Genomic DNA, 25,983 nt, shown 5'->3' on the forward strand with positions numbered 1-25,983 from the left:
TTATCTTGATCGTTCACTTAACCAGCCAACGTAGCAATGAACTGCACACGTTGTTGGCAACTGCATTTTACTTTAATAAATTCTTATTATTTCCTAAACTATCAACATACTGCAAAACAGGTTTTCCATCGGAATCTACATATATTGAAAGTTTGATATTATTTTCTTTGTCTAATAAGAAAAGTCCTGTGTTCAAGTTTTCTAATCTTCCAAGAAACAAGCGTTTAGGTGCCAAATGTTCTGGATTGCTCCAAAATTTATTAAATTCATGAGCTCTTTTAACAGAATCTTCTAACTTGTTAATAAAATTATATTCCTTAATTATTTCTATATAGGGTTTTTCAGAACGTTCACTAATTTCTAAACCATACTGTCTGAACCATTGACCATTTTCTTCATATTCATCTTTACGTAAAACCATAATCTGATCATTTTTGTTTTGATCAAATGTCAACATTTGATAAGTTCCTTCCTCATCTTTATCAAACACTAAACCACCAACTTCATCACCTTCACTATTGAAGAAGATAAGACCAGGAGTATTTCTTTCAGTGCTTTCAGGGTTTGTCAATTTTCCATTGGTAGTAGCCAAGGCTTGATTCTTTGGGTTACTCAGTACAATAAATTTATTGCCATTTTCTCCAACTACATCTATTCTCTCAGCTGTCAGTTTTTTGAAATGTGTAGCTTGCTTTTTAGTTTGATTATATATTAAATAAAATAGTATACAAACCAAAAGGATAAAATTGATCAATGAGAGTTTTTTCATTTTTAAGTAATTTTTAATTTACTTAAAGATAATTATTCAAATCGATTGTTACAGTTTATAGATATTGTTGCCAACTTTAATGATATGAGTCCTTTTCAATACTTCGACAGGCTCAGTAACAGACTTATATCAGACGATAAGAGAAGTTATATTTTAAAAAGTGCAAAGTCAACACCTAACCATACGTATTTTTTAAATAATACAAATAGTCAATAGAATATTCATAAAAGAAAGAATTTACTTTCAAAATAAGTAATAAATATGCATTTTATCGTATTTATTTGCTTTTTAACCTTTAAAAACCTACATTTCCCCAGATTTTAAAAGCCCTAAATACAACCGTCATGAAAAAACTACTACTTACGTTATGTGCTTTTGCACTTATTATTTCTTGTAGTACCAGCAGACAAATTGAAAAAGCTGTCAATACAGGCAATTACGATGTTGCCATGTCTAATGCTATAAACAAACTGCGCACCAACAAAAACACCAAGCGAAAGGCGCAATTTACCATAATGCTTCAAGAGGCTTACCACAAGGCCAATCAGCGTGATTTGGAAAACATTAAATTCTTAAAAACAACCAATAATCCAGAGGATTTGATTAAAATCTACGATCTCTATGTGAATGTAGATAACAGACAAGAGCGCGTTAAACCATTACTGCCTTTATATGTAGATGGCAGAGAGGTATCCTTTTCCATGAAAAACTATGCTAACGACATTGCCAATGCCATAGATAAAGCATCGTCGCACATGTATAACAATGCCGTAGCACTTCTAAACTCCAATAGCAACAATAAACTGGATTATAGATTGGCTTACGATCAGCTTAACGAGATTGAGTCCATAAACCCAAATTATAAGGATGTGCGTCAACTCACCGAAGTCGCTTACCAAAAAGGTGTTGATTTTGTATTAGTAGAAATGACAAACGATACCCAAAAAGTGATACCAACACAATTGGAAACAGACCTCCTAAATTTCAGCACCTATGGTTTAAATAACCTTTGGGCTGTGTATCATAATAATGCAGATAACAAAGTGACCTACGACTATAAAATGCAGGTGAATCTAAGGGAAATTAATATATCTCCAGAACAGGTTCAAGAACGTCAGATTATCAAGGAAAAAGAAATTAAAGATGGCAAAAAGTTATTACTAGATGATCAAGGCAATAAAGTAAAAGATAGCTTAGGCAATGCCATTGAGGTGGACAACTTAAAAACCATACGTTGCGAATATTACGAATTCAAGCAATTTAAAGCCGCACAGGTGACTGGTAATGTAGAATATTACGATCTTAACACCAAGCAACTGGCGGATGCCTTTCCCGTGAGTAGTGAATTTGTTTTTGAACATATATATGCCAATGCCAATGGCGACAGAAGAGCTCTAGAAAATAGCCTATTAGCATTTTTAGACAGACGCGCTGTGCCATTTCCAACCGAAGAACAAATGATCTATGACAGTGGTGAAAACTTAAAAGCTCAAATAAAGACTATCGTGAATTCTTATGTCATGAGATAAGCATAAGACCTATAAGGCCTATTTTTAAACTGCAACCTCCAGTGCGCATTGAAACTCAATGCATACTAGAGGTTCTTTATTGGATAATTACTTCAAATAAATCAACACGACCACTTATCATTTAAATAAAAGGTCATTATAATTTCTCATATAGATTTAGCTATTATTTAAATCTTACAACCATGAAAAATTATAAGGCTTTTTTTAAGCTAACTTACCTACTTACCCTTACAACCTTATTACTTTTTAGTACTAACAGCTACGCACAAAAAGCAGGAACAAAAAAAGTCCCTGTAAAAGGTGCAAATGGCAAAATTACTAGACTAACCGAAAAAAGCCGTGGTAATGCTACGACGTCTGCATCAGGTCAAACAGATTTATCAAAGGACGAAAAAGAAGTTCTAAATAACTTAAAAATCTATATTGATGAATTTGACCAGATATCTCGCTACATGAGTAAACAACAACTTAATGTTATTACATCATATGAAGCATTAGAGAAATTAGGGAGTTCAAGCACTTTTCAACAAGCTCAAGATTTAATTGCAACTTTTAAAAACGAAAACAAATATGTTGACCCGTATTACACCGATAGAATAGATAATCTAGACAAAAACTTAAATGATGTCTATTTACCAGAGGTAAGTAAAAAAGTCAACTTTTTACAGAAAGAATTAAGATCTGCCAAAAGCCCATCAGCAAAAACAGTTATTGTCGAAGACGCTCTAGAGCGCTGGAAAGCTATGAAAAAGTTGTTACTTATTTATAATAATCTAAGTACAAATAGTACTTATAAAGACTTATTAGCAGGCACGCAAACAGAAATTGATGGTTTAAAAAGTAAGTTAGCCAAAGTCTATGAGGCCAATATAGGGACACCTTTTCATGCTAATCACCTTAAAGAGATTTTAGTGTCCTCAACCCCTATTTCATATAAAAGTGCAAAAGAAGCCGATTTTGTTAAAGACATTGTATTGGATGGAAAAAATAATGGCGGTCTTTACCTTCTAGCATTATCATCGGGCCATACCTATAAAGGGATGACTACTGGTAACAATCGTTATAAGTACTTGTTGAATTTCGATGAAAATATAGGCACCAATGAAATATCACTTACTTATAATGATGGTATTATGTTAAGCCCGGAAGATAAAAAGCACTCCTACTTTACATTCCCTATTGTTCCTGCACAAAACGAGTGGAAAAATGAAGATAATAGAAATACGATGTTACGAGTAGCTGAAGGTTTCATAGAAACACTATTTGACTATCAAGAACATCGGTTAGAGATTATTTTATCTTCAAATCTACATTATGGATCTTCTTATGGCAAATTGAAACAAATCTTCAATATACGTGCTACAGAAGAGGGTATTACGGCATTACAGAAAATCGTTAGTAACATAAAAGCTGCTGATCTAGCGGATGTAAAACTTGCTAAAAGAGGACCTCTTTATAATGATGGTATCTCACAACAAATTAAAAGTTATGTAGAAACTAATCACGATTATAAAGTATCTGCTGTGTCCCTACCTCGGAGTGGTTATACCGTATTTAAAAACTCGCTCGGCATTCCGCTGTCTAAAGCTACCATTTTCGAATTTACAGGCACAACTAGTGACGGTGAATATTTCTTAGTAAGAGGTTTTGTAAAAAGAGCCTATACAGGTGGTGGCACCTACAGCTCCTCTTACTCCTTTCATATTACAAACAGGTGGGCTACGATCAAAGAGAATCTTAACAAATTTAGAGATTAACATACCTCATACAATTCGTTTAACTATTTAAAACCAAATCTTAATATTATGAAAAAAAATTACACAAAAACACAAGCAGTAGTGCTTAATCCAAAACACTTTTATAATCACCTAGTCCTAAAACAACTATGCTTAGTTGTGGCATTTAGCATTACACTTAACGCACAAGCACAATTTACCGAACAAACAGGAACAAACAATCCTTTTGATGGATTTGATATAGGTACAGATTCGACACCTGCATTTGTAGATTTAGATAATGATAATGATTTAGACTTGGTGAGCGGAAATAATAATGGAACTTATCAATATTTTCTAAACAACGGGAGCAATATTTTTACTGAACTAACAGGTGCCAACAACCCCTTTGATGGCATTGATTCTGGAAGTAATACAGTACCTACATTTGCAGACATTGATTCTGATGGAGATTTAGACTTTATTATTGGAAAAACGACCGGGACTTTTAATTATTTTCAAAACGATGGTAATAATAATTTTATAGGCCAAGGTGCTGCAAGCAGCCCATTCACTGGTTTTGATGTAGGTGGTCTTTCATCACCTGAATTAGTAGATTTAGATAATGATGGTGACTTGGATTTAGTTAGTGGTGCGAATGATGGAACTTTTCATTACTATAGCAATAATGGTAGTAATGTTTTTACCGAACAATTAGGAATAAACAATCCTTTTGATGGCTTTGATGTATTAAGTACTTCTAGACCTAAATTAATAGATCTAGATGGTGATGGTGATTTAGATTTGGTTAGTGGTAATGTTGAGGGATTATTTAATTACTATGAAAATAATGGCACTAATGTTTTTACCGAACAATTAGGAGCAAATAATCCCTTAAATGGTATTGATGTAGGATTTACTTCATCCCCTGCTTTTGCTGACCTTGATAGCGATGGTGATATGGACTTAATTAGTGGCTCGTCTGATGGTACTTTTAGGTATTATATAAATGATGGTTCTTTATCAACTGAATCATTTAATCTAGATGATTCACCGCTTTCAATTTTTCCAAATCCAGTAACTACAACTTTAAACATAGAATTACAACCTGCTTTAAAACAGTTAGCTATTTATAATCTACAGGGACAAAAAATAATGCAAAGTGTTTCAACCACAACAGATGTCTCAAACCTCTCCAATGGTCTTTATCTTATTAAAATAGAAGATGAAAATGGATCTGTCTCTACAAAACGTTTTGTAAAAAATTAAACTGAAAGAATGAAAAACCACAAAATCGTATTTGCCTTATTAGTAGTTTTTTTCTCTTGCACACTTCATCTATATGCGCAAAAGAGCTCTATTTCGATGGATTATAAAGAATACTACAATACAAGAGGTGAGCAATATCGTATCGTTTTTGTATGGAATACTAAAACAGGTAAATCTGCTAGGTATTATTACAATCAAAAAAAATGGTATAAATCTGAAGTTGCACTTCCTAACAACCCAACTGGCGATACATCAAACCAAACGGGTGAGATTATGATGAATTATAATGAATATTATAACACAAGAGGGCAACAATATCGTATCGTCTATGTATGGAACACCAGAACAGGTAAATCTGCTAGGTATTATTACAACCAAAATAAGTGGCATAAGTCTGAAGTTGCACTTCCCGATAATCCCACTGGTGATACATCAAACCAAGTTGGTGAAATAATGATGGATTATAGCGAATATTATAATCCCAGAGGACAACAATATAGAATTGTTTACGTATGGAATACCAAAACAGGTAAATCTGCCAGGTATTATTACAATCAAAATAAATGGCATAAATCTGAAGTTGCACTTCCTGATAAGCCTTTAAACTAATAAACCTAATTTATGGACGAAAGACTTGCAGGAGAAGAAATATTAAAAAAAGAAAAAATAGGCTATCTCAAGTCTAAACTGAACCTTTTGAGAGGGACATTATATTTAACACCTAATAGACTTATTTTAAATGCTCATAAAACCGGAGTAAGTGGGTTTGGTATTCTAGGGATATTCTTGAAACGACAGGTTGAAAAGAAAAACTTTGGATTTAATCTCGAATTTAACGACATCAGAAAAATATCCCAAGGTAAACATGGGGTACAAAAGAATATCTTGGAAATTACAACTAAACAAAATGAAATATTTAGAATTATTGTAAAAAAATATGAAGATTGGGAGTCTGATTTAATTAAAAGGATATAATCTTTTAAAAGTTAGTAGATAGTTACTTATTCTTTAATTGAAAATGTCTGGTTGAGCGCAGTCAAAACCTAATTTTAGCAAACAAATAGTTCTCAACTGCGCTCGAACAAACAATAGTGATTGTTTTATATTCTTCAACCGTGTTTGTATAAGATTAGTTACGTGATTTAAGTACTAAAGTGTAAATAAATCATAGATAGAAAGTCTGCGAGGACTTTTGTAAATATGCTTACACTAGCAATTAATTTTATGTGGTGTTGTGTGCAATTTTCAATGTTTTTAATTGTTCCTTTTTCAATTCGTATCGATTTACTGTTTGATGAAAATTAATCCAACCAGGCGTTGTGTCATAATTTCTAATTAATTCAAATTCTAACTTTTTCAAAACCTTATTTGGGGCAATGTTTTTTGCATTTGGTTCACAAATCAATTTTTCAAGTCCAAAATTTTTAAAATAATAAGGAATAGTCAACCTTAAAAAATCTAACCCAAGCCCACTTCTTCTTTTTGCATTATTCCATAGATGTAAATGCATTGTGGCTGATTTTCCAAACTCAATATTATTAATGTTAGAATGACCAATTTCTTGGTTATCTAGCAACCAAATGATATAGTAAAATTCTTTGGTTTTATATGGTTTCTTTAATTCAGATTCCAGTTTTTTAATCCAATTTTCTCTTTTTGGTAATTTACTTTTATCAGCTCCCATTCCTTTGAGAAATTCGGCATCTGCATTAACAAAATAGTTGACTATTTTTTCAATATCATTTTCTTGTATTTCTCTTACGTTTAATTTCATTTCTGCGTTTTCTCAAATGGCACACAACAGACAATTATATATATTGATGAGTATTTTACTACTGAAACAATACTTATCAAAAATCATTATTAAGTAACGCTAATAGTGATTTTTTTTTGCGTTTTGATACTGGTAATGTCGTTTTATCCAATAATACAACGTAACCACCATCCCTGTTGATATAACTCTCTAAATGATTAAGATTAATAATATGTGAATTATGAATACGTACGAAGCCTAAACTCTCTAATAATTCTTCAAAATCTCTTAAAATTTTAGCGACGATTTCTTTTTTGCCGCTTTTAAAGTAAATTCTTGTATAATTACCTTCGGATTGCAAGCGTACAATCGTTTCAAGCTCATACATAAAAATACCTTTCGACGTTTGTAAAGCTAGCTTTTTATGCAAAGGGTGTACTCGATTGTTATTTACCAAACTTTCTAGTTTTAACTTAGAATGCTCTATTGTCACTGCTTTTGCTTTATTAACAGCTAAAACCAATTCTTCAGAATCTATAGGTTTCAGTAAATAATCCAATGCACTTATTTTAATTGCCTTTAAGGCATATTGACTGTATGCGGTTGTGAATATAATTTTAAAATCATGATATTTTAATTGTTCTAATAAATCAAAACTGGTACCATCCTTTAATTGTATGTCTAAAAAGATGAGTTCTGGCTTAAGTTTTTCAATTAATTTAAGGGCTTCAGGAATAGTCGAAGCTATTCCACATACTTTTATATCTGGGCAGTTAGCATGTAATTCACTCTTAAGTGCTGCAATTGCTTGCGCTTCATCCTCTACTATTAATGCTTTAATTAGTTCCATAAATTTGTTAATGGTAATTTTATAATGACTTCAGTTCCTGATGGGTTTTTCAAATCAATTATTTGAAAATTATTCTCGTCCTTTGAATTATTTTCAAAATTAATGCGCTCTCTAGTAATTTCTATGGCTCTAGAATTATGCTCACTACTACCCTTTCTTTTTTTCTTAGCGTTTGAAAACCCAATACCCGAATCTATTATTTTACAAACCAATTGATCGCTTTCAATTGTAAATATAACTTCTAAATACCCCTTTTTCGAATTTGGTGCCAACCCATGAATAATTGCATTCTCTACTATCGGTTGCAAAAGCAAAGGTGGAATGCCTGTATCCTCTTTAACGATTGCTTCAGACGCATGAATCTTATAATCAAATACATTCTGATAGCGCAGTTGAATGAGTTTTATATATAGCTCTAGCATTTCAATCTCTTTATCTAGAGGTATGAGATGCTGGTCATTTTCGAGTATTAGACGCAACAACCTCGAGAATTTGGCAATGTATTTGTTAGCCTCTGTAATATTACCACCAGAATAATAACCTTTAATTGTATTTAAAGCATTGAAAATAAAATGAGGATTCATTTGTAATCGTAATCCTTTTTGCTCCAGTACAACCATTTGCTTTTCTAAAGCTATTTTTTCTTGCTCAGTTTGCAGTGTTTTTCGTTCTAATGCAAAGCGAGATTGTATTTTTTTTATACGCTGTTTCACTAAAAACAATGTGGCTATAAAAAATACTACTAAAACCAACAGTATAAAAGGTAATGTTTGCCAAAAAGGTGGTTTCACAACAAACTTTATATGCTTAATATCACTAAAAACACCACTATTTCCTTTAGCTCTTAAGCTCAAATCATAACTGCCATGAGACAGGTTTTTAAAGTTTAATTCTCGGTTATTTGTAACCGTCCAACCTTTGTCATTATTAAACTTATATTCATAGGTTAGATTACCAAAATCTGAAAATGAGATTCCTGTATAATTTAGCGTAATATCATTTTCATTATAGGACAACGTGGAAAGGTTTTCTTTTTCTAAACCATTGATTAAAACTGATTCTAAAACAAGTTTTGGCGCATTATTTTTAAGATTAGCAGTGTTGTAATTAAAAGACATCAACCCTTTGTCTGTTGCTAAAAAAATCATAGAATCTATTAATTCAATAGCGTTTATTTTTTCATTTTTCAGTTTTAGGATAGAATTATAGTTCGTTACTAGTGCACTAGAATCCTTTATTGAGATTTTATTCAAACCTTTGTTAGTTCCTACAAAATAAGAGTTGTTAGAAATCTTTTCAATGGCATAACAACCATTACTATTTAAGCCTTGTACAGATGTAATATGAGTTTCAATTTTATCATTAACAATAGTTGTAATTCCTTTAGAATTGCTTGCAGTAATAATTCTATGTGTTTCATTATCCACGTATATATCTAAAATTGAGGTTTCAAGTTCGCCTTTATTGGAAGATACTTTTTTAATGGTATCATGTGCATAGATATGCAAGCCTGTACTCGTTCCTAAATACGTGCGCTTATGCTCCGTTCTCATGGAAACATTTGTACGTTTTCCAAAAATTTTATATTTATCCAATGCCCTAAAAGATGTATTGGTAAAATCTCTATTTATAGCATTTAAGTCTTTCTTTTTGAATTTAAAAACCACAGAAGATGACAATATATAATGGCTATCATCTATAAGTATATCATTAGCGCCAAAAGCTACAGTTCTTTTTTTATCGTTTTTAAAGCTATGTATTGAATTATTTCCGATTGTAAAAACGGTATCGTCATAACATCGAATTCTCTTTATGTAATTAGTAACACCAGCAACTCGGCTTATTTGTGAATTAGGGCCATGGTATAATTCATAAAGCCCTTTGTCTGTGCCAATCCAGAGTTTCTTTTTACTATCCTTTTCAATTGCTTTTATTTTTAGATCTTCTGTGTTAAAATCGTAAGACATCAAATCTATATTGGGAATATATTTTATACCATTATTTAGTGTTGTAACCCAATAATTACCCGCAGAATCCTTAAAAACACTAGAAACTTTATCGTCCTTAAAATAACTAACTGTTGAATTATTAGTACTCACATATAATCCTGCTTGTGTACCTATCCAAAAATTTCCATCTATCTTGGTAATAAATATAATTTCTGAATCTTTTAATTGTAGTATCTTCTTAAACTCATTATCAGCGAATTTGTATATGTTGTTTTTTGATGAAAAATAGTAGTGCTCATCGTCTAAATAATAGCGATAACCACTCAAAGACAACATATCGGGACTAAAAAAAACTTCAGTTTTTGTTTTTAAGTTTAGTATTGAACCATTGGTTAAAGCAAAACTCTCATTATTTTTTTCCCAAATGGAATATGAAGGGATGCCAGTATCTGATGTCTGAATTGTATTTAATTCAATATCTACGACTACAATTTTACCATCGCGATATAGAAAATGTAAAGAGTCATTATCGTCCTCAAAAATATCAATCAACATTTTTTGATTGGATATTTTATCTAAAAAACCTGAATTCTTGGTATTAAAAAATTGCTTGTCTTTAAAATAAGAAAGCTCTCCGTTTAAGGTTAAAAACCATAATCGCTTTTTTGAATCTTGAAAAATCTTAAAAACCTCATTATCGCCTAAACCATCGTCGGTATTAAAGTGCTCAAACGTATAACCATCATAACGCAAAACACCAACATCTGTAGCAAACCACATGTAGCCATTATTGGCCTCAAAAGCGCTGTATATATTAGAAGTTGGTAAACTTTCATCTAAACTATACTGTATACTATAAGGGTTTTGTGCCAAGCCAAAGCAGCAACTAAAAACAGTAATTATGAGAAGTTTGTACAAGCTTTAATATCTAAATTTTTATAAATATAGGATTTTGTAAAGTAAGCGTATTTTGAGTTTTTCTATCCAAGTCAAGGCATCATATAACTTAATAAAGCAACTATACCTCCTAATAAATAAAATAGTCCGTTTATCATTTTAATTGATTAAAGACTCAGTAAACCAAAGTAACCAGTTATCACTTTTTATGGCAGTTAAAGCATATAATTGATGAGTTTTAATTCCAGATTTATTATAACAACTGATTTATTATGAAAAAAACGCTACTACCATTACATCTATTAATAATATCGCTATTTAGTTTCTCCCAAGTGAGTTTAGTAAAAGATCTTTCACCTACAGGAGATGGTGTAAGTGGAGAACTAATCGTAATAAATAATTCTATCCTCTTTTCTGGTAATAATCAAGTACAAAGTGCGTCAGATTTTGAACTTTTTATCTCTGATGGCACTGACGTTGGCACACAATTGATACAAAACATTGGGCCCGGATCTGTATCTGGAGATCCAAAAGATTTTTTCCATAGGGTCAATCAATTTACTGGTGTAGAGGAAGTGTTTTTTGCAGTAAACAACCAATCCTCTGGTAACAACTTTGATTTATGGGTAACAAATGGAACTTCAGCAGGTACTTCTTTAGTATTTGACCATAATACATCAGGATCAAGTAATCCAAAGATCTACGTTGAATACGAATCTAATGGTATTAATCTATTATTCATGCAAGCACATGGAACAAATGCTGGCAGCGAGTTATATGCATCTATTGGCGCATCAAGTGGCAACATTCTTGTAGAAGATATAAATCCTGGGAGCGACGGAAGTTTTCCTGATAATTTTGTTGTCTATAATGATAATTTATATTTTGCTGCAACGTCAACAGATGGAAGAGAACTATGGAAAAGTACAGGTACACTTAACAGCACGTCTTTAGTGAAAAATATTGGTACTGGAAATGCTGACGGCAATCCAGAACATTTGATAGTTTATAATAATAAAATATACTTTTCTGCAGATAATGGAACAAATGGCTCAGAACTTTGGCAAAGTGATGGTACAACCGCTGGCACACAAATGGTCACCGATATTTTTCCTGGCACCACAGGAAGTCATCCTGAAAATTTTATTGTCTACAATAACAATCTTTATTTTACGGCTACTAGCTCTATTTTTGGCACTGAGCTTTTTTACATTGATAATAATGATGTTGTTTCATTAGCAAATGATATTTCTAATGGCTCCGCTAGCAGTAATCCCTCAAACCTCTTCATATATAATAACTCCTTATATTTTAGCGCAGATGATGGTATTAATGGAGATGAAATTTGGCGTACTAGTGGTACAATAGCTACAACACAAATACTTAAAAATATAAACACTACTGGTAGTTCTTTCCCTCAAAATTTTACCGAGTATAATGGTAATCTATTTTTTACGGCAGACAATGACTCAAACGGAATCGAAATATGGACAACAGATGGCACAAATGCAGGAACACAAATAGTCGCAGATATTGCTGCTGGCGCTATAAGCAGTAGTCCTGAAGCTCTAGTAGTATCTGGTAATACTCTGTTTTTTCATGCAAATGATGGTATAAATGGTAGAGAATTATGGAAATATATTGACCCAGCATTATCAATACCAAATCTAGAGGAAACCAAGTCAATAAAACTCTACCCAAACCCAGTTGAAAACACATTTCGTATTGACTATAATTCTCCTATAGATATTATTGAAATTTATCATGCTACAGGAAAAAAAGTAAAATTGTTTAAACAAGAAGAATCTTCTTATGACATTTCTGATTTAGCAGCTGGAATCTATTTTGCAAGAATATATGGCAAAACTGGACTAAATACTTTGAAAATTACTAAAAAATAATAGTGACATACAATTGACCTCATTTTATTGAAGCCGTTTAAAAAATACCGTTTAGAAACCCTTCTATTTATAATCTATCTTTTTCTAGGATTAATAATATGGTTAATAGTGTTTTAAGTTTTAAAAATGGAGAAAGACTATCTTAAAATAAATAAAGCATCATGGAATACTAAAGTAAAGTATCATGTAGAATCAAACTTTTATGATGTAAAAGGGTTTTTAAATGGTAAATCATCACTAAATGATATAGAGCTTCAACTACTTGGCAATATTGATGGTAAATCTATTCTACATTTGCAATGTCATTTTGGTCAAGATTCTATTTCTTTAGCACGTTTGGGGGCAAAAGTTACCGCAGTAGATTTATCAAATGAATCAATTAATACAGCTCTAGAATTAAATAAGCAAACCAAAACCGATGTTACATTTATAAACTGTGATGTTTATAGTTTACCCAAACATCTAAATGAACAATTTGATATTGTTTTTACCAGTTATGGTACCATTGGTTGGTTACCAGATATCAATAAATGGGCAGATATAATATCATATTTTTTAAAACCCAACGGACAATTTGTATTTGCCGAGTTTCATCCTGTAATTTGGATGTATGATGACCATTTTAAGTACATTGCTTACGACTATTTTAATAATGAAGCCATTATTGAAACTTACGAAGGTACTTATGCCGATAAAGATGCCAAAATAGAACAGCACTATGTCATGTGGAATCATGGGTTATCTGAAGTAATTATGGCACTAATAGAAAAAGGGTTACAAATAAAAGTATTTAAGGAGTATGATTTCTCACCTTATGATTTTACCAACTTTACTTATGAAGATGAACCAAAAAAATATAGAATTAAAGGTTTAGATAAAAAAGTGCCAATAGTTTATGCAGTCGAAGCAATCAAGCAAAACCTAATGCTATAATGGATAAAGCTTTGATTTTGGGTGGTACAAATTTCATTGGTAGAAATTTAGTAACGCAACTATTAAAAGACGTTTCATATGAACTGACACTGTTTAACAGAGCGAATACAAATCCCGACTTATTTCCTAAAACCAATAAATTAATAGGCGATCGTAATACTGAGGATATCCATAGTATATCTAAAGAAAATTGGGATTGTATTGTTGATTTATCTTGTTATTTTCCAGAAACACTATCAAAAACGCTTCAGGCCTTAAAAAGTCAGCCAAAGCAATACGTTTTCATATCTACTTGTTCTGTTTACGATAATGACTTGCAGCAATCAACTTTACGTAACGAAAACTCACCGACACTAATCTGCAGTGATACGGAAAAAATTGATGAATCACCATCAACATATGGCAAACGAAAAGCAGAATGTGAAAGAATACTAAAAAAATCTGGACTAAAGTATACCATTCTAAGACCTGCATTAGTATATGGAAAATATGACAAAACAGATAGATTATATTATTGGCTATATAATGTAAAAAAACAAAATCAACTGCTCATTCCAAATAACAGTGGAAACATCTTTTCCGTCACCTATGTTAATGACTTAGTTGAAGCAATTATAAAATCAATTCAAATGGACGGGTTACGTTCCGATATTTACAATGTAATAACGTATCCTAATTTATCCATAGCTCTAATCATTGATTTAGTATCTAAACTGGTGAAGACCGATCCTTTGGTATTTAGTGTAAGTTCTAACTTTTTAAAAGCCAATAACATTAAAGAATGGACAGATCTACCGCTATGGATAGATAACAACTATTTCACATTCAATGGCGAGAAGATGCTAAATGATTTTCAAATAGAACCGACAATTATTAGAACGTCTTTAAAAGAAACCATTAATTACTATGATAAATTAAACTGGCAGCTGCCTAAATACGGTATTGCTGAAAAACAAAAATTAGAACTTATTAACAAAAGTTCACTTTAGAAATTGCAATCTTACATTATTTACTAAGGCAAGAACAAGTAGGTTTACCTCAGATGCCCTAATGGTTTACATCTCTGGAGAAGATTTCAAAATGAAACATATTATTAAATCTTGTCGACTTAATAGTAAACTATAGAAAAACCTCACAAAATTTTGTGAGGTTTTTAGTTACGCTTATTGGTTTTGTGTATGGTTTGTTGCCAAAAATCATTGTCTTGAAAAAGTTATGTTTTTTACACCATCGTTGGATACTGAAAATTGAATGGCTTTACCTGAATCATTTCTTTTAAATCTCATATTTGAAAAGTTTCTGTTGTCGGAACTAAAATACGCTTCATTAATCTGAGTAATTTTTATATCATCTAATTCTTGATGCGTTAAATACAGTTCATTTTCTTTTTCAACCAATTCGTATTGTGTCTTTAATTCATCATTATAATAACTTCCTAAATAATTTGATGGATTAACCTTATCAACTTTCATATTCCAATACCACATAATGTCAGGTATTCTAATCTCAAGTACTGGCTCTTTATGATCGTTTTCTCTAAAATTTACAGAAATATCATAGTTGCTGCCTTTCACTTTAAAATTACTGTTCCCAACCGGATACAATTTAAGAGTTTCTGATAAAACGCTTCCTTTTAAATAGAGGGTGTCATTTTCAAGTTTTACTTCTGTATAATTTTTAGTCTCACGATTAAAATAAGTGCCTTCAAACTTTTTCAATTTGGCATTTGAAAGCTTTATAAAAAGATCTTCGTCATACTGAAAGGTTTGGTCTTTAGTATCTTTGGTTTTATTTTTAGGTTTCTTGTCCTTAAGGTAGTAATTGACAAGTTGAAATGTTTCTTTAGATGAATTAACATAGGATGCATTGGCAAAAAGAATAAATTGATACCCAAGACTCGGAAATCTTACAAAATAGGAGCGATATCCTGCATCAGATCCTGAGTGATATATATTCTCATACCCATAATGACTCGCTATGAATTGACCCTTAGCATAGCTTGAAACCGCCCCATCATTCTTTTGTGCTTTCTCATTCATGGACTTGAAAATACGTTCATTACCAATGGTCAGGTTTTTAAAATTTAGCGCCCATTTATTCATGTCTTCAATTGTCGTAAATAAACTTGTTGGACCTACAGTTGCGAAGTTTAAATTACTTTTTTTAAGCCGTCCACTTTCTGTTTTATAGGAGTAAGCCCTGTTTGTAACCATTTCTTCATGGTCATCGTAAAAAAAACTATCATTCATTTGTAACGGTTCAAATATGGAGTGTTTTGCGTAAGTAGCAAGTGACATTTTAGTTAGCCTTTCAATAATAATGGCTAATAAAGTATACCCAGAATTAGAGTAACTAAAGCTTTCTCCAGGTGAAAAATTCAATTCTTTTTGATTTATGATTAATCTAAAAATTTGTTCGGTTTTAATGACATCATCCAATCGCCAACCAGCCATTTCTAGTAGTCTCCATTGATCTCTTATTCCACTAGAATGTGTTAGTAAATGATTGATTGTTATTTTCTTACCATAATCAGGTAACTCAGGAATATAGGTTCTTACATCATCATAAATAGACAATAAACCCTCATCTTCGAGTTTTAGGGTCATAAAGGCTGTAAATTGCTTTGATAGTGACGCTACATGAAATTTAGTTTTAGTCGAAATAGGAATTCCATATTCTAAATTTGCCATCCCAAACCCTTTTTGATAGACCACCTCATTATCTTTAATTACTGAAACTGCTATACCAGGTGTATCACTATTGTTATATTTTTCAAAAAGTGCATCCACTTCATTAATATTTTGAGCGTAGGTGTATTGAAAAGGTATTATAAATAAGAATACTATTCTAGTAATAACAGTATTAAAGCCTTTAGAAAAACTAAAGTAAAATCTAATTATGAATGGAAAATTGATGCTAAAAAATGGGTTCATGATATATTTTTTTGGTTTGAAATTTGAATATACAATCCTGAGAATACTAGAGTATTCTTTATGAATATTGTTGATTAAAAATGATTGCTAGATTATTCTTTTCTTAGATAAATATTACCTAACGAAGCTACTATCATTATACTAACACCGCCATCATTCAGTTTGCTTTTAATGGTTCTAGTAGATCTCATTTTATCTTCCTCTTCTTCACTATTTTCAACAGAGATTAATTCAAGATCTGTATATAATTCTCCTCTTGGAACTGATACTTCAATATCCGCTTTTGTATTTTCTGGTATTGTTATATCTATATCGCCATGAGAATTTATGATCGATATTGGAGAATTTTGACTCACCTCTTCAAATACTATAAACGTATTACCTCTAGCGTTTTCTACAATTACAGGGCCCTTTACGTTTATAATTTTAATATCACCTCTATTGGTCTTTGCTTCAACTTCGTTTTTAAAATCAGAAATATTAATATCATTATTAATACGACTCTCTACAGAAATCTTTATTGTTTCTGGTAGATAAATCACTAGAGGGTCAGCTATTCTTGGTTGAAAACTCTCAACTCTAAGTGTACTATTGTTTTGTTCCACAAACACATTAAAGTCTGTATTGTCTTTTCCAAAGGTGGGTTTTAAGCCCAAAGCACCTTTCTTGATATGCTTATTTTCTGAGTCAGAAATTAGTAGACTGGGATTATTATGTGTCTTTAAGATTATCCTGGTATTAGCTATAATCTCAACTTTATCAATATCTTTTGTAGAATGCACATAATCTTGTGAAAAGCCATCAAAAATTAAAAATATAATTGTAATTAGTGCTATTGGTTTTTTTAATTTCATCTGTTTATATTAAATTTTTTAATTCAGATTTGAGTTGATCTTTAATGAAAATAGGTGTATTCTCATCATTAAGTAACTCTTTCATTTTTGGAATAGCGCGCATTTCCTTTATATAAGCTAATATTTCAATTAGCTCTATTTGCATACTCGTATTTTCTTCAGTTCTTAAGGCTTGTATATAAGCATTTTTAACCATGTTATTTTCTGAAAATCTTTCTAATGCTCTCGCAGCGGCCAGGCGGACATTAACCAATTTATCATAGAGCATTTCATTAATTAAAGCATTTAAAATCTCATCATCTGGATTTTCTAATTCTTGGGAGTATTTAACAGCCTGAATGCGTTTACTGGCTGATTCATTTTCCATAAGAGACAACGTGGCTATGGTTAGCATTTTTGTTTTTTCTTGCCTTAAAATAGCTATTTCATTTATTTGAGATGTATTCCTTTTGTAACTACCAAACAAGTAACTAGAGATCATCAATAATAGCGCTGCAGCAACTTTTAGTATTGACTTAAGCAGTTTATTTTTTGGTTTTAACACTCTAGATTTAGAAATTTTTAAAACCTCTTTTTCTTTAGCCAACATATCGTTAAAAGCTAATTCCAAATCATTATCAGGAAGTTCTTCTTGAATCTGATTTATAGTATCAATGAGATAAATAAATTCTTGGTGTATTTGAGTACAACTTGAGCAACTCTTAATATGTTCTTCAACTAATGTTTTACTTACATAATCTAAATTATTATCCTGATAATAAGTAATAAGATATTTAATTTCTTTACAATTCATGGTGTTTTGTCTTTAGAAAATAAGAATCCTTTAATTTCTGCATAGCTCTGTGCATTTTAGTTTTAACCGCACCTAAAGTAGAGTTAGTTATTTCGGCTATTTCGTGATATTTTAAGCCTTGATATTTTCCCATTACAATCAGTTCTCTATCACTATCGCTTAACTGATCTAGTGCAAAATTTAATTGCCTAATGCTACCCAAAGACTCCGACCTAGTATTATTTATTTTATAACTATCTTTTAAATCGTTGTCATTTAGTCGTTGCGTCTTATTTAGAATTTTGTAATGATCCTTACAAAGGTTTCTAGCTATGGCATAGAGCCAAGAAGAAAATTTGCTTTGTTTATAAGTTTCCCTATGTTTTAATACTTTATAAAAGACTTCTTGAGTTATATCTTTACTAAGATGTTTATCTCTAGTCATTTGGAAACAGAAATTATAAATCTTAATATGATAGCGTAGAAATAAATAGCGCATCATGTCTAGATTTCCTCCTACAACGAATTCCATTAATTCTTCGTCAGTTAAGTTTTCCAATTGTGCAATTTTTAATCGCTTATATATGTAATACTGAAAAAAACAAAAAGGTTACATGAAAAGTGATTTTTAATTAAAGACTAAATATTATCACAACAGTTACACTCAAAATAATATGAATAGAATATAGTTTTCTATCTTAATTTTAATCTAGAAGTATGAATCGTAAAATAAAAATTAGATGGAGAGTTATTTTTTGCAAGTAACAACTACAACTTTAATGATAAGAGTTAGTTTTAATGACCAACATTAAACGATACTGAAACAAGTTCAATTCAGGTCAGCGAAGTTAAATTTTTAAAACTTACAGGTCTATTCGTAAATACACCAATGTTTTTAAAGAAATCTGGTTAAATCCATATCATTAATCCCACCATGAGACACATGTGCTACCACTACCCCATTTTTAATAACCAATAATTGCGGAGATTCGTGCAGTACTTGGAATTTATATCCTGTTTCATTGGACACCTCTCTATAGCTTAGCAAGTCCAGATAGTATAAATCGGCATTAAGATCCACATCATAGTCAGCCACAAACTGGTTCATGACCATGCGGCTAATACCACAGCGTGTAGAGTGCTTAAAAATAAGCTGGGTCTTGGTTTTAGATTTTTCTTCAATGTCATTGAGTTGCGCAACAGTATTAAGCGCAATCCATGGCAGTAATTTTTCTTCTTTGGGTTCAGACGACCCGAATAATTTTTTAAACATATCTTATATTTCTTTTTATGTCAGTTCGAGTGTTCCGACACAAGTCGGAATGCACTTCGACAAGCTTAGCAGAGCTGTCGAGAACCTAATTTATATTTCTTTGTCAGTTTGAGTGGTTTGGTTTTAGCCACAGCAAAAACCAAATTGTATCAAGAACCAATCAGAATCTTATTGCTATTTTTTCAAAAAATCCCTCGATGTGACAACGATTCATCATCAAAACCAACGATTCACAGTATTCATATACTCTAAATAATCAGCCTTAAAGTCTCTAGTTAGTCTCGGCTCTTCCACAAAAATTACAAAAAGATGAAAAGCCACACCAACCAAAATCGTATATACTAAAAGTCGCATTGAACCAGTAAATATAACTTCACCTATCAATACCAACAGCATCCCAACATACATTGGGTTTCTAGAATACTTGTACAAACCTTTAACCACCAACGTCTTGGTTCTATGCGCTGGCGAAAGCGTTCCTCTGCCATCTACAATAAAGCGATATACGCAATATAAAGCAATGGCCAAACCTGAGATCATGATAACCAATCCAAGATAACTTAAAACGTTGAAATCGGTATTCAAAATGCTGCGTAATTGGTATCTTATGAGCATATAAGGAATTAAACCCACCACAAGGCCTGGTTGCAATATAAAAAAGAACAGATTTTTAATATAGAGAGATAACATTGTTATTAAAAATAGACAAAACGTCACGCTATAGCGCACTAAATCAGACATTTTGTCGTTTTTTTCTTACCCATTCGCCTTGGTAAGATTATTGACTAAAGATAAGCAAACACAACAAAAAAATTGATTAATACATAAAAGATGAATTTTAATAATTATACAATCAAATCACAAGAAGCTATACAGCAAGCACAGGAGCTTGCCCAAGGCTTTGGTCATCAACAAATAGAAAATGAGCACATTTTCAAGGCCCTTTTCGATGTTGATGAGAACGTATTGCCATTCTTACTTAAAAAACTGAATGTCAATGTATCCATGCTGCAACAAATCTTGGATAAAGAGTTGGAAAGCTTTTCCAAAGTATCTGGAGGCGATATTATGCTCTCTCGTGAAGCGAGTAAAGCACTGAACGAAGCATCCATCATTGCTAAAAAAATGAATGATGACTTTGTGTCTATTGAACACTTGGTCTTAGCAGTTTTTAAATCCAAAAGTAAGACTGCACAAATTCTTAAGGATCAAGGTGTGACTGAAAAGGGTTTAAACTCCGCCATAGAAGAATTACGTAAAGGCGATCGCGTCACATCACAAAGTCAAGAAGATACTTATAACTCATTAAACAAATATGCCAAGAACTTAAACCAGATGGCCAGTGACGGAAAACTGGATCCTGTAATTGGACGTGATGAGGAGATTCGTAGAATTCTTCAGATTTTATCACGACGTACCAAAAACAATCCAATCTTGGTCGGTGAGCCTGGTACTGGTAAAACCGCAATTGCAGAAGGTTTGGCACACAGAATCATCGATGGTGATGTCCCAGAAAATTTAAAGGACAAGCAAATCTTTGCTTTAGATATGGGCGCATTGATTGCTGGTGCCAAATTTAAAGGTGAATTCGAAGAACGATTAAAGGCCGTCATTAAGGAAGTGACGACGAGCGATGGTGATATCGTACTCTTTATTGATGAAATTCACGCCCTTGTTGGTGCTGGCGGTGGACAAGGCGCTATGGATGCCGCAAACATTCTAAAGCCAGCTTTAGCAAGAGGTGAGCTCAGAGCTATTGGAGCAACAACACTAGATGAATACCAAAAGTACTTTGAACAAGACAAGGCTTTAGAGCGACGTTTTCAAAAAGTCAATGTCGATGAACCAGATACTGAAAGCGCCATTTCCATTCTTCGTGGTATTAAAGAAAAGTACGAAACACATCACAAGGTGCGTATTAAAGATGAAGCGATTATTGGTGCTGTAGAGTTATCCAACAGATACATTACCAATAGATTCTTACCAGATAAGGCGATTGATCTTATGGACGAAGCAGCTTCTAAACTCCGCATGGAAATCAATTCCAAACCAGAGGAACTCGATGTTCTGGATCGAAAGATTATGCAGTTGGAAATTGAGCATGAAGCTATAAAAAGAGAGAAAGATGAAACCAAATTAAAGTCTTTAAAGGCTGAACTGGCAAATCTTAAGGAGGAGCGTAACGAGTTAAATGCTAAATGGAGATCTGAAAAGGAAACGGTTGAAAACGTTCAGAATATAAAGCAAGACATCGAAAATTATAAACTTGAAGCCGAACGTGCCGAGCGTGAAGGGGATTATGGTAAGGTTGCTGAAATCCGCTATGGAAAAATTAAGGAAGCCACTGAAAAGCTTGAAGCACAGCAAGCTATTCTGGCAAATCAGAAAGACACCTCATTAATTAAAGAGGAAGTCACGTATGAAGATATCGCAGATGTAGTGGCGAAATGGACAGGTATTCCTGTCACCAAAATGATTCAGAGTGAGCGTGAAAAATTACTGAAGCTTGAAGATGAATTACACAGACGTGTGGTTGGTCAAGAAGAAGCTATCGAGGCAGTGAGTGATGCTGTAAGACGTTCTAGAGCTGGTTTACAAAACCCACAAAAACCCATCGGAACGTTCTTGTTCTTGGGTACAACTGGTGTTGGTAAAACAGAATTGGCAAAAGCTTTAGCGGAATATCTATTCGATGATGAAAATGCCATGACCCGAATCGATATGAGTGAGTATCAAGAACGACATGCCGTGAGTCGATTGGTTGGTGCACCTCCAGGATATGTTGGTTATGACGAAGGTGGTCAGTTAACAGAAGCTGTAAGACGTAAGCCCTATTCGGTCGTATTGTTGGATGAGATTGAAAAAGCACATCCAGATACCTTCAACATTCTATTGCAAGTTTTGGATGAAGGCCGTTTAACCGATAACAAAGGTCGTATTGCAGACTTTAAGAACACCATTATCATAATGACTTCAAATATGGGAAGTCATATCATTCAGGAGCGTTTCCAAGCGACAAAAGATATACCATCGGCAATGGAAGCTGCTAAGGTAGATGTTCTTGGTTTATTAAAACAAACGGTACGACCAGAGTTTTTAAACCGTATTGATGATACTATCATGTTCACACCTCTAAGCAAAGAGCATATTGTGGATATCGTAGATCTTCAACTGAAAGGCATTACCAAAATGATCGCACAACAAGGCATTACGTTTGATGCTACTCCAGAAGCTAAAGCATATTTGGCTGATAAGGGTTATAATCCAGAATATGGTGCAAGACCTGTAAAACGTGTGATTCAAAAAGAAGTACTGAATCAGCTGAGCAAAGAGATTTTAGCAGGGCGAGTAACAACGGACAGCATCATTCTATTGGATGAATTTGATGAAAAACTGGTCTTTAGAAATCAAGGTGACCTTGTTGTAGAAGAGTTATAAACAGACTGTAACAATATAGTCTTTAATCAGTCTTTATAGTGATTGGTTGGTTAAAGCAACACTGAAATGAATTCGAAAAGCTATCGGATTTTGGATGTGTTGCTTTCCTTTTTGTAACAAACCCGCAATTTAGCCTACAAACATTTCAGCATTAAAACTTATACCATGAAACGCATTATTTCTTTATTTGTTATGGCATTCCTGTCAATATTTTCAATAAAAGGGCAAGAATTGGAAAATTCGACCTTATGGAAGATTGATGGCAATGGCCTAGAAAAACCATCCTATCTTTTTGGAACCATTCATATAACTTGCGATGCCACCTTAGAAGATGATGTCAAAAAAGCTTTAGATGAAACGACTCAGCTTGTCCTGGAATTAGATATGGACGATCCGAGTATGCAAACCAAAATGATGCAAGGCATGTATATGAAGGATGGAAAAACACTTAAGGATTTAGTTTCAGAAGAAGATTATAAAGCGATTGATTCCTTATTTATGGATAATATGGGGATGCCTGTCAAATTGTTTGAAAATGTAAAGCCATTTTTATTGACTGCCATGCTCTATCCTCAATTATTGGATTGCCCTATGCAATCTTTTGAAACTGAACTCATGAATGCCGCACAGGCACAAGGAGAAGAGATTAAAGGCTTAGAAACCATTGAAGAACAATTAAAAGTCTTTGATGACATTCCATATACTGATCAAGCGGCAGACTTGGTGAGAAGTGCTAAGGATAATATGGCACATGATAAAAAGATGTTTAGTAAAATGTATAAAGTATATGATGAGGAGAATATTACGAAAATGTTAGATATGATGAATGATGAAAATACCATTTCGGTCTCTCAATATCAAGACCTACTACTCGCCAATAGAAATAAAAATTGGATTTCCAAAATTGGTGACTATGCCAAAGAACAGCCAACATTCTTTGGTGTTGGCGCAGGTCATTTGGCAGGAGAAAATGGTGTTATCAAACTACTGAGAAAAGCAGGATATACAGTAACGGCAGTTACTGAATGACATCATAACACATCAGATACTTAAAAATGTAGTAAAAAATATACCGTTTGGTATATTTTTTACTACATTTGTTATTGTATGCTTACAAAGTCTCAACATACCACACAGTATATTCTAGAAATCGTAGCACCTATTTTTAATAAACATGGCTATGCTGCAACAAGCCTCAGTGACTTAACCTCAGCGACTGGGCTCACTAAAGGCGCCATATATGGTAACTTTAAAAACAAGGAAGAATTGGCCATAGCCGCTTTTAAGCATACTGTAAAAAAGTTGATGTCCTTAATTGCAGAACACCTTAACCAGAGCGACTCTCCGATTCAAAAATTATATCTGATTGCAGATTTTTATAGAAATTATTACAAACTGAGCAAGACTTATGGTGGTTGCCCAGTTTTAAACATTGGTGTAGATGCCAATAACCAAAACTCGGAGCTTTTAGAAAAAGTACGTATAGTCATAGAGCGCATTCAAGATCAAGTAGCAACAATTATTGAAGATGGTATCGAAGCTGGAGAAATTTCTACAGAAATAAACGCTATGCAATATGCCAAACGATTAGACTCCATGATACAAGGAGCTATTTTTATGACCTACACTATGGATGATGATTTTTACATGCACGATAGCATGAATCAAATTGAGGATATGATTACTAACGAATTAAAAGCATAATAATTTTTTTAACCAATAATATACCGATTGGTATATTTTAAATCAAATAAAAATGAATTTACCTAAAGTAGTAGAAAGCAAAGCAAAAATTAGATTTCAGGATTGTGATCCATTTAATCATTTAAACAATGGCAAATACACGGATTATTTCATGAATCATCGTGAAGATGAACTTATAACCAATTACGATATAGACATCTATAAAATGGCAAGACTAGAAGGGAAAAGTTGGGTATCTAGCACCAATCAGATCGCTTATTTGAGACCAGCTTTGCTAATGGAAACCGTAGTTATCGAATCGCAATTGATTTATTTTGATGACAGCAACTTAAGAGCTGAAATGCGCATGTATAATGAAGACAAAAGTCATTTAAAAGCCATTATCTGGTGTGGATTTGTTCACTATAATTTACTAAACCAAAAGCGTGAAATACATTCCGACGACATGTTGGCACTCTTTAAAAGCATTTTAAATCCTGTTAACGCAAATTCTTTTGAAGAGCGTCTCCTTCATTTAAAATCTAAAAAGCAAGTTCACTAAAGCTTCAACTACTTTAATGTTCATTTTCAATCAATTATAAGTTTGAAAATAAATTATTCGACGAAATGCACAATAAAATTTAACTTTTAACATTCATTTTAACGGATTAATCATTAATTTTATAGAGCTATTTAATTCCAACAAGACTTAAGACATAATTAAACTTGTCTAGTATTCCCTCAAAATAATAAGGGAATTACTGTAGTTGTTTTTTTGTCAAAACCCTACTTATAAATACATGGAATTAAACAGATATATAGACCACACCTTATTAAGTGCAACTGCCACTGAAGCAGACATTTTAAAGCTTTGTGAAGAAGCGTTAAAGTACAATTTCTATTCCGTTTGCGTTAACAGCAGTTATGTTAATATTGCTAAACAAGCTCTTGGAAGATCCGAGGTTAAAATATGTACGGTTGTTGGGTTTCCACTTGGAGGGATGTCTACTGAAGCCAAAATTTTTGAAGCCAAAAAAGCCATAGAGCAAGGTGCTTCAGAAATTGACATGGTTATGAATATTGGTAGACTTAAAAGTAAAAACCACTTAGCCGTTCTAAAGGATATCAGTGATGTTAAGCGTGCCATTGGGCTGACACCTCTCAAAGTGATATTGGAAATTAGTGAGCTCTCAAAAAACGAAATTGTTAAAGCTTGTGAGATTTGTATCGATGCCAAAGCGGATTTTGTAAAGACCTCTACTGGCTTTTCTAAAAGTGGCGCAACACTTACTGCCGTGAAAATCATGAAAAAAAGTGTTAGAGATCAACTAAAGATTAAAGCTTCCGGTGGCATTAGAGATGCAGAAACTGCATTAAAATATATTGATGTTGGCGTAGATAGAATTGGTGCCTCGTCTGGTGTTGCCATGATGAATGACCAAACATCATTTTCTACTTATTAAAC

General features: G+C 32.7%; 23 protein-coding genes. 13 read left to right on the forward strand and 10 right to left on the reverse strand.

Annotated features, from left to right (window positions below; translation table 11 throughout):
• Positions 1-67: 67 nt before the first annotated feature.
• Entirely contained in the window at positions 68-769 is a 702-nt protein-coding gene (locus tag H7F21_RS09985; RefSeq protein ID WP_185789121.1) for a hypothetical protein, read from the reverse strand.
• A 344-nt stretch (positions 770-1,113) separates the two neighbouring features.
• Between H7F21_RS09985 and H7F21_RS09990 the strand changes: the two genes are divergently transcribed.
• The 5 genes from H7F21_RS09990 to H7F21_RS10010 all read left to right on the forward strand — a co-directional run bounded on the left by H7F21_RS09990 (position 1,114) and on the right by H7F21_RS10010 (position 6,257).
• A complete protein-coding gene (locus tag H7F21_RS09990) occupies positions 1,114-2,298 on the forward strand; it encodes a hypothetical protein (protein WP_185789122.1) in 1,185 nt (394 codons plus the stop codon).
• A gap of 182 nt (positions 2,299-2,480) precedes the next feature.
• Entirely contained in the window at positions 2,481-4,055 is a 1,575-nt protein-coding gene (locus tag H7F21_RS09995; protein WP_185789123.1) for a hypothetical protein, read from the forward strand.
• A 48-nt stretch (positions 4,056-4,103) separates the two neighbouring features.
• On the forward strand, positions 4,104-5,282 hold the full coding sequence (locus tag H7F21_RS10000; protein ID WP_185789124.1) for a T9SS type A sorting domain-containing protein: 1,179 nt from the start codon (positions 4,104-4,106) through the stop codon (positions 5,280-5,282).
• Between the two features lie 9 nt (positions 5,283-5,291).
• A complete protein-coding gene (locus tag H7F21_RS10005; RefSeq protein ID WP_185789125.1) occupies positions 5,292-5,891 on the forward strand; it encodes a hypothetical protein in 600 nt (199 codons plus the stop codon).
• 12 nt (positions 5,892-5,903) lie between these two features.
• The gene (locus H7F21_RS10010) at positions 5,904-6,257 is read left to right on the forward strand and encodes a GRAM domain-containing protein (protein ID WP_185789126.1); all 354 of its coding nucleotides are present in this window, start codon (positions 5,904-5,906) and stop codon (positions 6,255-6,257) included.
• A gap of 247 nt (positions 6,258-6,504) precedes the next feature.
• On the opposite strand, the gene H7F21_RS10015 is transcribed toward H7F21_RS10010, so the two are convergent.
• From H7F21_RS10015 to H7F21_RS10025, 3 genes are all read right to left on the reverse strand, one after another.
• Positions 6,505-7,056, reverse strand: a complete 552-nt coding sequence (locus H7F21_RS10015) for a GNAT family N-acetyltransferase (RefSeq protein WP_185789127.1) — start codon at positions 7,054-7,056, stop codon at positions 6,505-6,507.
• Between the two features lie 76 nt (positions 7,057-7,132).
• Positions 7,133-7,885 (reverse strand): LytR/AlgR family response regulator transcription factor, encoded by a 753-nt coding sequence (locus H7F21_RS10020; protein WP_185789128.1) that lies wholly within the window; start codon positions 7,883-7,885, stop codon positions 7,133-7,135.
• Positions 7,876-10,752 (reverse strand): sensor histidine kinase, encoded by a 2,877-nt coding sequence (locus H7F21_RS10025; RefSeq protein ID WP_185789129.1) that lies wholly within the window; start codon positions 10,750-10,752, stop codon positions 7,876-7,878. Before H7F21_RS10025 ends, H7F21_RS10020 begins: the two co-directional genes overlap by 10 nt.
• A 251-nt stretch (positions 10,753-11,003) precedes the next feature.
• Here H7F21_RS10025 and H7F21_RS10030 point away from each other — a divergent pair, with 251 nt between their 5' ends.
• From H7F21_RS10030 to H7F21_RS10040, 3 genes are all read left to right on the forward strand, one after another.
• On the forward strand, positions 11,004-12,632 hold the full coding sequence (locus H7F21_RS10030; protein ID WP_185789130.1) for an ELWxxDGT repeat protein: 1,629 nt from the start codon (positions 11,004-11,006) through the stop codon (positions 12,630-12,632).
• Between the two features lie 126 nt (positions 12,633-12,758).
• Positions 12,759-13,565 carry a class I SAM-dependent methyltransferase gene (locus tag H7F21_RS10035; RefSeq protein ID WP_185789131.1) on the forward strand — a complete coding sequence of 269 codons (807 nt, stop codon included), beginning with the start codon at positions 12,759-12,761 and terminating at the stop codon, positions 13,563-13,565.
• Entirely contained in the window at positions 13,565-14,554 is a 990-nt protein-coding gene (locus H7F21_RS10040) for an NAD-dependent epimerase/dehydratase family protein (protein ID WP_185789132.1), read from the forward strand. Before H7F21_RS10035 ends, H7F21_RS10040 begins: the two co-directional genes overlap by 1 nt.
• A gap of 207 nt (positions 14,555-14,761) precedes the next feature.
• Here the strand turns inward: H7F21_RS10040 and H7F21_RS10045 are convergent, their stop codons facing one another.
• From H7F21_RS10045 to H7F21_RS10070, 6 genes are all read right to left on the reverse strand, one after another.
• Positions 14,762-16,498 (reverse strand): serine hydrolase domain-containing protein, encoded by a 1,737-nt coding sequence (locus tag H7F21_RS10045; RefSeq protein ID WP_185789133.1) that lies wholly within the window; start codon positions 16,496-16,498, stop codon positions 14,762-14,764.
• Positions 16,499-16,590: 92 nt separating this feature from the next.
• Positions 16,591-17,352 carry a DUF4097 family beta strand repeat-containing protein gene (locus tag H7F21_RS10050; RefSeq protein WP_185789134.1) on the reverse strand — a complete coding sequence of 254 codons (762 nt, stop codon included), beginning with the start codon at positions 17,350-17,352 and terminating at the stop codon, positions 16,591-16,593.
• 4 nt (positions 17,353-17,356) lie between these two features.
• Entirely contained in the window at positions 17,357-18,145 is a 789-nt protein-coding gene (locus H7F21_RS10055) for a zf-HC2 domain-containing protein (protein ID WP_185789135.1), read from the reverse strand.
• Positions 18,135-18,683 carry an RNA polymerase sigma factor gene (locus tag H7F21_RS10060; RefSeq protein ID WP_185789136.1) on the reverse strand — a complete coding sequence of 183 codons (549 nt, stop codon included), beginning with the start codon at positions 18,681-18,683 and terminating at the stop codon, positions 18,135-18,137. Before H7F21_RS10060 ends, H7F21_RS10055 begins: the two co-directional genes overlap by 11 nt.
• A 336-nt stretch (positions 18,684-19,019) precedes the next feature.
• A complete protein-coding gene (gene ytxJ, locus H7F21_RS10065) occupies positions 19,020-19,397 on the reverse strand; it encodes a bacillithiol system redox-active protein YtxJ (RefSeq protein ID WP_185789137.1) in 378 nt (125 codons plus the stop codon).
• 216 nt (positions 19,398-19,613) lie between these two features.
• Complete coding sequence (locus H7F21_RS10070; RefSeq protein ID WP_185789138.1) at positions 19,614-20,138, reverse strand: methyltransferase family protein; 525 nt, start codon at positions 20,136-20,138, stop codon at positions 19,614-19,616.
• A 90-nt stretch (positions 20,139-20,228) separates the two neighbouring features.
• Between H7F21_RS10070 and clpB the strand changes: the two genes are divergently transcribed.
• From clpB to deoC, 5 genes are all read left to right on the forward strand, one after another.
• Positions 20,229-22,835 carry an ATP-dependent chaperone ClpB gene (gene clpB / locus H7F21_RS10075; protein ID WP_185789139.1) on the forward strand — a complete coding sequence of 869 codons (2,607 nt, stop codon included), beginning with the start codon at positions 20,229-20,231 and terminating at the stop codon, positions 22,833-22,835.
• A gap of 165 nt (positions 22,836-23,000) precedes the next feature.
• A complete protein-coding gene (locus H7F21_RS10080; RefSeq protein WP_185789140.1) occupies positions 23,001-23,864 on the forward strand; it encodes a TraB/GumN family protein in 864 nt (287 codons plus the stop codon).
• Positions 23,865-23,942: 78 nt separating this feature from the next.
• The gene (locus tag H7F21_RS10085) at positions 23,943-24,539 is read left to right on the forward strand and encodes a TetR/AcrR family transcriptional regulator (protein WP_185789141.1); all 597 of its coding nucleotides are present in this window, start codon (positions 23,943-23,945) and stop codon (positions 24,537-24,539) included.
• Positions 24,540-24,591: 52 nt separating this feature from the next.
• Positions 24,592-25,080 carry an acyl-CoA thioesterase gene (locus tag H7F21_RS10090; protein WP_185789142.1) on the forward strand — a complete coding sequence of 163 codons (489 nt, stop codon included), beginning with the start codon at positions 24,592-24,594 and terminating at the stop codon, positions 25,078-25,080.
• 238 nt (positions 25,081-25,318) lie between these two features.
• Positions 25,319-25,981 (forward strand): deoxyribose-phosphate aldolase, encoded by a 663-nt coding sequence (gene deoC, locus H7F21_RS10095; RefSeq protein WP_185789143.1) that lies wholly within the window; start codon positions 25,319-25,321, stop codon positions 25,979-25,981.
• The last annotated feature ends 2 nt before the right edge of the window (positions 25,982-25,983 follow it).

Origin of the sequence: Winogradskyella flava (assembly GCF_014243395.1) — a bacterium.
GTDB lineage: Bacteria > Bacteroidota > Bacteroidia > Flavobacteriales > Flavobacteriaceae > Winogradskyella > Winogradskyella flava.